Here is a 12612-nt window from a genome sequence, read left to right on the forward strand (position 1 = left end):
TCTGACCGGCCCATTGCTCACACTACCCTTGCCCTGCGGATGGCCGCTCCTCATTCAGCTTCGGAAAAATGCCAGTTCCGGCTTCCCTTTGAGCGGCACCTACTTCTCACTTCAGCAGCGCGGCTGTCCTGTCGAGAGCGCTGGGGAAGCCTTTCAATGACAAGGCGAGATTGGTTTCCTCGCCGCCGTCCGCGACGACCTTGACCTTGAGGCTGGTTCCGTTGCGCAGAGCCGCCAAGGTATCTCCCTCGAAGCTCAGGTCGACGAGACAGCCTCCGGGGAGGCAGGTGCGGAAGCGGAGCGGCGGCAGCGCGGCGCCGTCGTCGATCTGCAGCTTTACACCCTGGTCCAGCGCGAGGCCGAACGGCAGCACCAGCGTTCCTTGGACAGTCTCGCCGTTGGGACGCAATTCGATGGCCAGCACCCGCTGGCGCGACTGCGCGTCTGTCTGCTCCTGCGAGAGCGCACAGGCTTTGGCCGCGGCGCCGTTCTGCGTCGTAATATTGCAGGACACCGTCCAGCCGCCATGCCCCTCCCTCAGGGATGTCGCTCCACCTGGCAGCCCAGCCTCCTGCGCGAACGCCGAGATGGCAAAGCCCATGACCAGCAGCGCGGTGGCCACCGGCAGAATGCTTCTGCCCCAATTCTTCCGATTCATGTTCTTGTCCATTCTATCAAACACCGGTCCGCGAGCGTGCATCGCCCGGGATCTTTAGCTGGCGATATATCAGCCTACAGCGGGGCTCGCAGCTACCAGCGCACGCTGAAGCCGAGCTTGGCGCCGATCGAGTTGCTGTCGCCGAACTTCTCGAGGCTGGTCTTGGCGGTAGCTTCCCCGAAGACCGCGTATTTGCCGTCGGCGAAGTCGAGCGAGCCGCCAAGGCCGACACCGCCCCACAGCGCCTGGTTCTGGCTGACCAACTTCACGCCCGACACATCGACATCGGTTCCGTCGAGGAAGTCGTAATAGAGGTTGGCGATGCCGTAGATGTGTGCGCGGCTGACCTGCCCCGCGGCATCCGTCCACTGGTCCTCGTAGTCGGCCGACAGGCCGAGACGGCCGACCAGGCTGTCGCCGCTGCCGGGCGACACCCTGGTGCCGAACTGGTCGGTGAACGCGTCGAAGCGGACGTCGGAGTAAGCAAGCTGCGCCTGCGGGGTCAGCGACCACTTGCTGGACAGCGCGATCTTCTGGCCGCTCTCGATACTGAGCGCATAGCCGAAGCCGTTGTTGCCATCGGCCAGTGTGCCGAGCATGGCCGAACGGATATCGCTGTCATACCATGTCGCCTGCGCCTGCGTGTCGAGATAGAAGCCGCTGTTGCCGTACCAGGTGAGCGTGCCGCCGACGCCGTAGCCGGTGGCGGCGATCGAGCCGATGCCGTAGATGGACGAGACGTCCGACGAAGCAGTTCCGTAGTGGGCGGTGATCCCGCCGATCAGAACGCCGGCCTCGCTCTCGTGCAGAAGACCGTCGACGCCGGCCACGAGCTTCCATGTCGTCACGTCGTAGTCGGTGCCGGTGGTCGAGGTCTTCGGGTCGAGCTTGGCGTGCGCCGCCTCGATACGGGCCCAGATGGCCTTGCCGTCGACCGGACCCTGGCCCGGAACATCCGCCCCTTCCGGCGTCGCGCCCTCGCCCCACGACCGGTTGCCGATGCGCTGCTGCAAGGTGCCCAGTTCATTGAAGCTCTGCAACACGCCTTCATAGGCCTCATAGAGCGGCGCGCTCGGCGCGTAGAGCGGTCCTGGCGGATTGTCGGGGGTGGTGAGTGCCGAGCGAAGATACCAGTCGCCGTCATCGGGCGTGCTCACGCCATTCTTGTAGAGCCGGTAGGCATAGGCGCCGCCGATCACCGCCTGGTCGCCCTGGAAGACATAGTCGCCGGCGAGTGAGAAGGTGCCAGCCGAGCTTCCGCCGACATCGATGATCTTGATGCCTTCCACCGTCTGCGCGCCGCCGCCGCCGAGATTGGCCACCTTGAGTGTGGTGGTGCCGGCGGTGTTGCCGGTGATGACCAGCCGGTCGGTGGCGGAGGCATCGCCACCGAGCACGGTCTCGATCTCCAGCGTTCCACCATTGCCGGTATAGTTGCCGGCAATGGTGAGCGCGCCGGGCACACCCGGATTGCCGGCGGCGATTACACCGCCCGTGGCATTGGTGGTATTGCAGACCGTGCCGGTGCCTTCGAGGCGCCCGCCCGAAAGCACGTTGACGTCGCCGCACAGGCTGCCCGAGACGTTGACGGTGCCGCCGCCGATCGCCGTGGTGCCCGTGAAGCCGGAGGAGTCGGCCGTCAGCGCCAGCGTGCCGCCGCCGCTCTTGGCCAAGGCGCCGGCGCCGGAGATCACCCCGTTAAGCGTCAGCGTGGTGCCCGCATCGGTCGCAAGCGTGCCTTGGCCGAGAACGCCAACGTCCCGGCCGCTGGCAAAGCTTGCGGTGGTGTTGAGCGTGCCGACGTTGAAGGAGAGCCCGCCAGCCGCATCGCCGAGATTGGCATCGACGGAGACACGCAATGTGCCGCCGTTGACCGCCGTACCGCCCGTGTAGCTGTTGGTGCCGGTAAGCACGAGCGTTCCGGCATCAGTCTTGACGAGCTCTGCGTTGCCGGTCAGCGCGGAGGCGATGGTGGCTGTGTATCCCGCGCCAGCGATAGTGCCGTCGCCGACCCGGATCGCCGACTGTGGCCCAACGAGATCGATGTCGCCGCCCTGGATGACGTAGCCGTCGGTCGCGAACTGCATGCCGGCGGCCGTGACCTGGCCGACCCCGTTGTCCACCGTCACAGTGCCGGCGGTGCCTGCGAAGATGGCCAAGGCGCCGTCCGAATAAGCGGCGTTGATCAGGCCTGTCTGTTCGGTCCAGTTGTCATTGCCCGAGGAACTCTGCCAGGTGCCGTTGCCGCCATTGATGGTGCCGTCGAACTTCGGACCGGCGTCACCATCCCAGTAGTTCAGGTTGAGCCCAGCCGTGTTGACCAGGTTGACCTGGTGGTCGACCGAGGTCTGGACGAAGTAGTTGGAGGACGGGATGGAGCCGATCGCAAGCCCGTTGTTCGTCAGCGTGCCGCTGTAATCGAAGACACGATAGATGCCGGGACCGAAGGTACCGTCGGCCGACGCGGAAACATTGAGCGTGCCGTCGAGGACGAGATTGCCGCCGACCGTCGTGAGATCATTGAGCGCGCCGCCGGCCACATTGGCCTGCCCGAAGGAATAGTTCAGGATCGAGCCGCCGGAGAGCGACAGGTCGCCGGCGATCGCCAGCGTGCCTGGCGTACCGTCGGCAGATCCCGGTGACAGCGTGGCGCCATCGTCGATCGTGACGTTGCCGCCAATCTTGCCCTTGCCGCCGAGCGTCGCGCCGATCTGCACCGAGGTCAGCCCGGTTGCTGTACTATGGTCGCCGTCGACATAGAGGCCACCTGCCGCAACCGTGGTGGCACCGGCATAGCTGTTGGTGCCGGTCAGCGTCAGCGCCGCGATGCCCGTCTTGGTCAAGCCGCCGGCACCGTCAATCAGGCCCGATAGCGTCAGGTCGGCATCGGTCTGTAACGTGCCGTTACCCGCATTGAGCGTGACGTCGCGGGCCGAGCTGAAGGCACCGGTGTTTTGCAGCGTGGCGCCACTGTCGAGCGACAGCGCGCCCCCCGCATCGCCAAGATTGGCGTCGGCCGAAACCCGCAGCGTGCCGCCATCTATCGCGGTGCCGCCGATGTATGTGTTGGTGCCGCTCAGCACCAGCGTGCCGAGATCGGTCTTGACCAACTGCGAGCTGCCTTGGAGCACGGAGGCGATCGTCGCAGTGTAGTCCGCTCCAGGAAGGGCTCCGTCGCCAACCCGGATCGTCGCCTGCGGTCCGACCAGGTCGATGTTCTGGCCCTGGATCAGATAGCCGTCGGTAGCGAACTGCATGCCGGCGGCCTGGACCTGGCCATTGGTGTTGTCGACGCTGACCGTACCGGCAGAGCCGGCGAAGATTGCGAAACTGCCGTTGGTGAACGCGGCGTTGAGGTCGCCGGCCGGCCCAGTCCAGTTGTCGTCGCCAGCCGCCCGCCAGGTGCCGTTGCCACCATTGACAGCGTTGTTGCTCTTCGGGCCGGCGTCGCCGTCCCAGAAATTGAGCGTCATGGCGCTGATGTCGACGAGGTTGACCTGGCCCGCTATCGAGGTCTGGACGATATGGGTCGGGGAGTTGCTGTCCAGTCCGTTGTCGCTCAGCGTCCCGTCATAGCTGATCACGCGATAGATGCCGGGGCCAAAATTGCCGCTCGGCGACTGGGTGACATTGATAGCGCCGTTGAGCGCCAGATTGCCATGCACGACGGTCAGGTCGTTATAGGCACCACCTACTACGCCGGCCTGCCCGAAGGAGTAGTCAAGGTTGGAGCCACCAGCCAGTTGAAGACGGCCATTGATGGTCAGTGTCCCGGGTGTCGTGCCGAGACCACCGGGGGCCAGGGTAGAGTCTGGCGCCAGGGTTACGTCGCCGCCGATTATACCATTGCCGCCCAACGTGCCGGCGTTGATGGTGGTCAAGCCGGTTGCGGCGCTCTGGTCGCCATTGATGTAGAGGGAGCCGCCGAGAACCCTCGTCGTGCCGGCATAGCTGTTGTCGGCGGTAAGCACGGTGGTGCCCGAGCCAACCTGGGTGATCTGGCCGCTGCCGGAGATCAGGCCATCAAAGCTATAGGTGTCAGAGCGATCGAAGCCGAGATTGCCGTTATCCACGACATCGCCCAGGATCGACCCCGTGGTGCCCCCAGAGCCAAGCTGCAGAACCCCGTTCGCAATGGTGGTGCCGCCGGTATAGGTGTTGTCGCCGCTGAGGGCGAGAAATCCGGGACCACCAGCTGTTAGTGCTCCGGTCCCCTCGATCGTGCCGGCTAGGTCCACAAAATTATCGACGTTGATGGCACCGCCGCCGGCGTTGAGCGTTGCGTCTCGTGCAGAATTGAAGCCAAACCCGGAGACATGCAGCGTGCCGCCGTCGAACGTGACCTTGCCGGCTCCATTGCCGAGATTGGCATCGCTGCTGACCTCGATCGTCCCGCCGCTGATGACGGTGCCGCCCTGATAGGTGTTGGCACCGGCAAGAATGAGCGTGCCGCTGCCCTCCTTGGTCAGCGCCCCTGCCCCTGCAGCGATGCCGTTCAGCCCCAGGGTGGTCGCAGCGTCCGTATCGAAAGTGCCGCCGCCCGCATTGAGCGCAACGGCGCGCACCGAACTGATGATGGCCGTCGTGTGCAGCGTGCCGCCGTCCAAGCTGAGCGCCCCGCCACCAGCACCGAGATTGGTGTCCGAGGAAATCTGGACCGTGCCGCCGTTGATGGCCGTGCCGCCGCTGTAGCTGTTGGTCCCCGACAGCACCAGCGTGCCGGCATCGGTCTTCACCAGCTGGCTGCTGCCCGTCAGGTTGGACGCAATCGTCGCGACATAGGTTGCACCGGCCAGCGTGCCGTCGCCGACGCGTATGATCGACTGCGAGCCGACCAGCCCGATATCCGCGCCCTGGACCAGATAGCCGTCGGTCGCGAACTGCATGCCCGCCGCAAGCACCGCGCCATTTGTGTTGTCCACCGAAACGGTGCCCGCGGCACCCTGGAAGATGGCGAAGCTCGCATTGGCAAAAGGCGCCGCGAAGAGACCGGTTACGTCCGTCCAGTTCTGGTCGCCTGCGGCACGCCAGGTGCCGCTGCCGCCATTCACAATGCCGTTGGAATGCGGGCCGGCGTTGCCGTCCCAATAGCTAAGCGTCAATCCCGCCGAATTGACCAGGTTGACCTGATTGGCGACCGAGGTCTGCACGAAATAGTTGGGATCGCTGACGTCGAGAATGTTGTTGGTCAGCGAGCCGGTATAATTGATGATGCGATAGACGCCGGGGCCCAGATCACCGCCGGGGCTTTCGGTGACATTGAGCGAGCCGCCCAGTGTCAGGTTACCGCCAACATTGATGAGGTCATTGAGCGGACCGCCAGGTACACCGGCCTGGCCGAAATTAACGTTGAGGGTTGAGTCACCCAGCGCAAGGCTGCCATTGATGGTAAGAGTCCCAGGGACATTGCCTGCGCCGCCGGGGGCAAGCGTAGCGCCATCGGCAACGGTGACGCTGCCGCCGATGATGCCGCTACCGCCAAGCGTGGCGCCGGTCGCAACAGTCGTCTGGCCATTGGCGGCCGACTGGTTCCCGTTGACGAGTAATGTACCCGCATTGACGTTGGTCGCACCGGTATAGGTGTTGGCGCCGGTCAGCGTCGTGATCCCGGTGCCTAGCTTGTTAACCGAACCCGTGCCCGAGATCAGCCCGTCGAAGCTGTAGTTATTATTCAGGTTGAAGGCGAGCGTGCCGTTGTTGGCCACTGTGGGTGTCGTCAAGGTGCCCGCTGTCGCGCCGCTGCCCACCTGGAGCGTCCCGCCCTGGATTGTCGTCCCACCGCTGTAACTGTGGTCACCAATAAGCGTCAACGTTCCGCTGCCCTGTTTGTCCAGGCTCTCGAACCCGCTGATGCCCGCGCCCTGCACTGTTCGATTCACCGCGTTGATTACCCGGAACGTGTCGCCCGCGCCCGTCTCGCCACCGGTGCCGCCGTTGACTGTTCCGGTGAGAACGGCGCCGTCGTTGAGCGTCAGCGTGTCGTTACCCGAGCCGAGGTTGAGCGTCCCGGCGCCGGTGTTCAACGTCCCGGTCAGATTGACGATGTCGCTGCCGCCGCCGAGATCGCCATTGCCGCGCAAGGTACCGCCATTGGCGATGTTGATGGTGCTCGCCCCGGCATCGCCCGTTATTGCCAGGGGCGTCGCGCCGGTCGCCTGAACCGTGCCGCTGACGTTCAGCGTCGAGTCGGCATTCATCGCGAGCGTCGGCGTAGTCAGCGTCTTGCCAGCGTCGACCTGCAGCGTGCCGGCATTCACCGTCGTGCCGCCGTTGCTTGTCAAGTTGCTGGCGAGCTCCAGCATGCCGACATCGACCCACGTCGAGCCGCCGATGCTGCTGTCGGTCGCCGAGGTCAGCCTGGTCGTGCCGGTGCCGATCTGGGCGATGTTGCCGGCACCGCTCAGATTGCCGGCGAAATTGAACATATCACTGCGGTTGAACGACAGCGTCGAGGTCGCCTTGTCGACGATGACATTGCCGGTGCCGGCATTGCCGGTAGTACCGCCATTGCCTATCATCAGATTGCCGTCATTGATGACGGTGTTGCCGCTGTAGCTGTTGTTGCCCGTCAGCACCCAGGTGCCGGCATCGTTTTTGGCGAGCGTGGTCGCCCCGCCGGATCCATCGATGATGGTCCCGCCGATCGTGTTGAGGCCGGTGTTGGTGCCGCCGAGAACGAACGTGCGGGGGCCAGTCCCCGTGTAAGCCGCCGCACCGGTATTGCTGAACACGATCGCGCCGGTGCCGGACGACTCGATGAAGCTGACCCCAGTCTGCAGCGTGAACAAGCGGTCGGTCGTGTCACCGCTGCCGGTATAGCGCAGCGTGGAGCCGCTGCCGATCACCAGATTGGACGCATCCTTGGCGGAGGCGCCGATGGAACTCGCCTGATTGCCGTTGGATAGCTTGTCGACGGCAAGCACGCCGCCGCTGATCGTCGTGGCGCCAGTATAGGTGCTCGCCGCGTTCTTCAGCACCCAGGTGCCATTGCCCGTTTTGCTGAGCGAGGTCGCGCCGCTCGACGGGTTGTCGATGCGGGCGGAAAGGGAGTTGTTGGCCGTGCTGGTGCCGGTCAGCGTCAGGGTGCGGTTGCCGGCGCCGGTCAGCACAGCCGCGGCGGTGCTGGTGAAGTTGATCGCGCCACTGCCCGAAGCGTCGAGAGCGCCGCCGCTGGCTCCAAGCGTGAACTGCCGGTCCGTGCTGCCGCCGGTTCCAATATATTGCAGCGTGCCGCCATTGAGGACGAGCTTGTCCGGCGTGGCGGCGGAAGATCCGATCGAGCTGTTGCTGCCGCCGTTTGCAAGACTCGTCACGGCGAGAATGCCGCCATTGATGACCGTGGAGCCGGTATAGCTGCTGACGCCTGACAGAGTCTGTGTGCCGGCGCCGCTCTTCACCAGCCCGCCAGTTCCGCTGATGGCACCACTGAAATTCTGACCCGCCCCGTCGCTGAGGGTCAGCGTCGCCGAGCCGAGCGTGACAATGCCGCCCCCCGCAAGGCCGGCGACCGTGTTGCTGAGGTTGGCAAAGTCGAGCGTAGCGCCCGTGTTGACGGTCATTGAGCCGGTGCCGAAGGCGCTGGCCGATCCGGCGCGCAATATGCCAGCCGAGACGGTCGTGCCAAGCCCATATGTGTTGATCCCGGACAGTACGAGCGTGCCGGAACCTAATTTTGTGACGCTTCCTCCTCCGGTGGCCGCACCGCTGAAGGTCAGTGTCGTCGCGGCGTTCTGCACTCCGATGTTGCCGCCGACAAATCCCGGCATCGAGAAGCCGCGATCGGTGGTGACGGTGCCACCCGTGTAGTTCAGCGTGCCATTGACGAGGACAAGGTTGGTCGAGTCTTTGCTGGAGGACCCGATATCACTCGGCGCTCCGCCATTGGCGAGACAGCCGACGGTAAGTGTGCTGCCGCTATTGACCCTGGTCGGCCCGGCATAGCTGTTGCCGCAACCGCTGAAGGTCTGGTTCCCCGTGCCGCCGGCGCCGATGGTGACGCCGCCTGCACCGCCCATGGTCCCCGAATAGCTCCCGGTGCCGGTGATCGCCAGCGTAGCGCTGCCCAGCAGCACATTGCCTGCACCGTTGAGCCCGCTCACTGTATTGTTGTTGCCAGCCAGATCCAGGGTCGCGCCCGTGTTCACCGTCATCGAGCCGGTCCCGAAGGCGCTGGTCGACCCGGCGCGGAGCGTGCCGGCGCCCACCATGGTGCCCCCGGAATAATTGTTCGTGCCGGACAACACCAAGGTGCCGGCGCCGCTCTTGGTCAGGCCGCCCAAGCCCGTTGCCGTGCCGCTCATCGTCAGGGTGGTGCCGCCGACCACGCCGATCCCGCCGCCGCCGGTGCCCAGCGTAAAGCCGCGATTGCTGCTGGCGTTGGCGCCGATATAGCCGAGAGTGCCGCCGTTCTGCAGCACCAGGTTCGACGAGGCGCTCGAGGCGGCGCCGATGCCGCTGTTGGTAGCGCCGTTGGTGAGCGTGCTGACGGCGAGTGTACCCTGGCTGACGGTGGTGATGCCTGTATAGTTGTTGCCGGCGTTGGACAGCGTCAGCGTGCCCGCACCGGTCTTGGTGAGACCCGCATTGTCCGGGCTTGTGACCAGTCCGGACAATTGCAGGTTCGTGGTCACTTGGCTGACATCGATCGTGCCCGCGGTCACGGCGCCACTGGTCATGAGGGTGAAACCGCGGTCACTCGATGCGTTGACGCCGGTATATTGCAGCGTGGCGCCTTGAATCACGAGATTGGTGGAGGCATTGCTGGAGGCGCCGATGGCGCTTTGCGTCCCGCCGGTCGCGATCGTGTTGACTGAGAGCGTGCCGGCGCTGATGGTGGTAACCCCGGTATAGCTATTGGTGCCGGAGAGCGTGACGAGCCCGGCGCCGGCCTTGGTGAAGCCGATCGTGGCGCCGTTGTCGACGACGGCCGAGCCGATCACGAAATTGCCCGTGCTGTTCTGCAACACGCTCAGCGTGCCGCCGCCGGCGGGTCCGGTCAGCCGACCGCCGGTGATGGTGTCGGTTTTGTTGCCCACCGAGGCGGACACGATGACGGTGCCGTCGATGCCCAGCGTGTTACCGGAACCAATCGTCACGGTAGAAGCCGCCGCCGCGGTGTATTTGATGCCGCCGAGTTGCACGTTGCCAGTAACGGTTCCGACATAAGGCGTATTCGGTCCGGGGGCTTCATCGCTGACCACATCGCCGGTTACCCAGGTGCCGGCATCGTCCTTGTTCGCATAGGTGGTGCGAGCGATGATGTTGCCGGATGCGTCAACCTGCGCGTAGTCGGTCGTTGTGCCGCTGGTGACCGTGGCCCAGCCACCCAGCACCGTGCTCGGCGTAGTCGTCATCGCGCCGGTGGTGGGCAGAACGAAATTGACGATGCCGCCGGTTCGATTGATCGCGCCGAGATTGAGGGTGACGTTCCCCGATCCAGCGATGGTGTTGCCGCCGGCGGTGATGTTGCTGGCCGCGAAGCTTTGCGTCTGGCCTGCCGAGCCGGCCACCGTCAGCGTGCCGCCGGACATGTTCAGTGTGGAGGCACTGGAAATGATGTTGCTCGCCGGCGCGCCGGCCGCGTTGAAATTCAGCGCCAAAGCGCCGCCGCCGATGCTGGTGGCGCCGGTATAAGAGCTGGCTCCGGTCAACGTCAACGTGCCCGCACCAAGCTTGGTCAGGCTGCCGCCGGCGCCGGTTATGCCTCCGGCGAAAGTCGTGTTGGAGGCTTGATTGACGCTCACATTGCCACTTCCCAGCGCGACGGTTCCGCCGGTCCCGGAGAAGCCTGTGGTCGACAGGTTGAAGTTGTTGAGGTCGAGCGTGCCGCTGTTGACGGTCACTGTCGTGGTCGTGCCGAAAGCAGAGGAGTTGCCCGCGTGCAGGGTGCCGCCGTTCACCGTGATGCTGCCAGCGCGGGTATTGGCGCCGGCGAGCACCCATGTCCCGGAGCCGCTGCTGGCCAGGTTGCCGGTGCCGGAGATCACGCCCGAGAAGGTATTGGTGCCGCCATAGCTGCCGCCGAGCGTCAAGGTGTCGGTGCCACCCGCCACGAAACTTGCTGCGCCGCTGAGCGAAAGCCCGCCTGCGCCGTCGTTGCTGATCATCGTGGCGCCGTCGGACGTCCAGGTGCGATTGCTTGAGGCACCGCCGCCCGTATAGCTCAGAACGCCGCCGTTGGTGAGACCCACGCTCGTGCCGGCGCCCAACGAACTGCTCGTCCCGGCGTCTGCGAGCGTGCCTGCCTTGACGCTGACAGTACCGATCGTAACCGGTGCGTTGAAACTGTTGTTGTCGCCAAGCGTGATGGTGCGGGCACCGCCACCACCTGCGAAAGAGACCCTGAGGAGATTGCCGCTGGGCAGTCCGATCTGCCCCAGGAGCGCCAAATCGGCGGAATCAGCGGAGAAGACAACGGCTGTGCCGGCGGTGCCGCTGAGCGCGATGTCTCCCCGCAGCGTCAGGGCTCCACTGCCGCTGTTCGAGAACACCAGGTGGCCGCCGGCCGATAAACTCCAGTCGCGGTTGGAGTCGCTTCCAGTCCCGGTGTACGAGAACGTGCCGGTGGCGCCAAATACGCGCTGGACTGAAATGGTTCCCAGCGTGGGGTCGCTGGCAGCTCCTAGCGCGCTCGCTGAACCGAGATTGCCCACCGAGCTGAAGGTGATGACTTCGGCGCCCACCTGGACGACCGTCTGGCCGGTATAGTCGTTGGCGTTGTTAGCCAGGGATGTCCGGTAAGCCGTCAGGCCGCCGGCGCCGGTGAAGCGGGTCGCGGCGGCACCGGCCCCGGTGACGGTGGTTTGCCCTCCGCCGCCCAATGAGACCATGTGGTTGGCGCCGAGGGCACTGTCGAGCGTCAGGTTGGCGCCGGTGGTGGTGACGACGCGATTGCCGGCCGCACCAAGCGCGGCATCGGCGCCGACTATTAGGGTTGCGCCGTTGGCGACATTAACGTCACCGACGAAGTTGCTCGTGCCGTTGAGCGTCAAGGTGCCGGCGTTGACGTTCACGCCGCCCGTGAAGATGTTGGGGCCGCCAAGCGTCAGAGTGCCGGCGCCCACCTTGGTCAGGCCCGCGCTGCCGGCGATGATCGAGTTGATGGTCGCGGTTCCGGTGCCGCTGTCGATGGTGGGGGCAGCGCCCCCGAGCGTCAGCGAGCCGCCGGTCAGCGTGTAGCCGCTGACGCCGAAGGTCAGATTGTGGACCGTGACCGGCGCGCCGAGGTTGACTGTGCCGACCGTGCCGACGAAGAACGCATCGTCCAGCGCGCCGTTGCTCCAGATGACCATCGGGCCGGCTTCGGTCTGGTTGTTCCACAACGCAGACGTCGTGTTCCAGATGCCGGTGCCGCCGAGGCCCGGACTCGTGCTGTTGGCGTCCCAATAGCGATCAGTGGCGCCCGCCGGGGTAGCTGCAATGCCGACTAGGAGCGACGCGGCCAAAATCGGGCCGGCGGAGAATTTCTCGGCTGCCGAAATAAGCTGCGCCAAGTTCGGCGCATAGCTCGCCACCTCCCCCTTCCATTTGGTCATGCGGCCGCCGCGCATGAGAGGCGAAGAGGCGGCCGCCGGACGGCCACCCGGCGCTTCTGCTTCCCGTTCACTTTTGCTCGACTGGCGCTGGGTTCCGCTTGCCTGGTGCCTAGTCGTCTGCTGCATGGTCAACCGCCCCGCCGGCCTCACGGTCCAAACAGGCTCCATTCGAGAATGATATTTGCTGGCCTGCCATCACCAGGAGGACATTCCGTCCAGATGGGCCAAGTATTGAGCGATGATAGAACGGGAGTTGCTGCGGGACCGTTGTCCCGCTCGAAAGGCTGATTCATCCTGTCGCATAAGCCTCCCCCGATTCACCGCTAACCTAGGGTTACCCCAGGCAGACTAATTATCAATGAAAAAAGCGGTAGTCGACGACATGTTTAGTAACCGTATCCATAACGCCACAGCATCTCT

2 protein-coding genes are annotated in these 12612 nt (G+C 64.9%); both read right to left on the minus strand.

What is annotated here, in order from left to right; translation table 11 throughout:
- Positions 1–106 precede the first annotated feature (106 nt).
- Positions 107–670 (minus strand): invasion associated locus B family protein, encoded by a 564-nt coding sequence (locus LB569_RS20530; RefSeq protein ID WP_224542528.1) that lies wholly within the window; start codon positions 668–670, stop codon positions 107–109.
- 80 nt (positions 671–750) lie between these two features.
- Positions 751–12192: an autotransporter-associated beta strand repeat-containing protein gene (locus tag LB569_RS20535; RefSeq protein WP_224693880.1), complete on the minus strand. Its 11442-nt coding sequence runs from the start codon at positions 12190–12192 to the stop codon at positions 751–753.
- Between the last annotated feature and the right edge of the window lie 420 nt (positions 12193–12612).

The organism is Mesorhizobium sp. BH1-1-4, from assembly GCF_020165665.1.
GTDB lineage: Bacteria > Pseudomonadota > Alphaproteobacteria > Rhizobiales > Rhizobiaceae > Mesorhizobium.

What these genes read in the sequence shown, in the direction of transcription:
- LB569_RS20535 (WP_224693880.1), bottom strand. Translation starts at nt 12,192, where the DNA reads ATGACCAAATGGAAGGGGGAGGTGGCGAGCTATGCGCCGAACTTGGCG.
- LB569_RS20530 (WP_224542528.1), bottom strand. Translation starts at nt 670, where the DNA reads ATGGACAAGAACATGAATCGGAAGAATTGGGGCAGAAGCATTCTGCCG.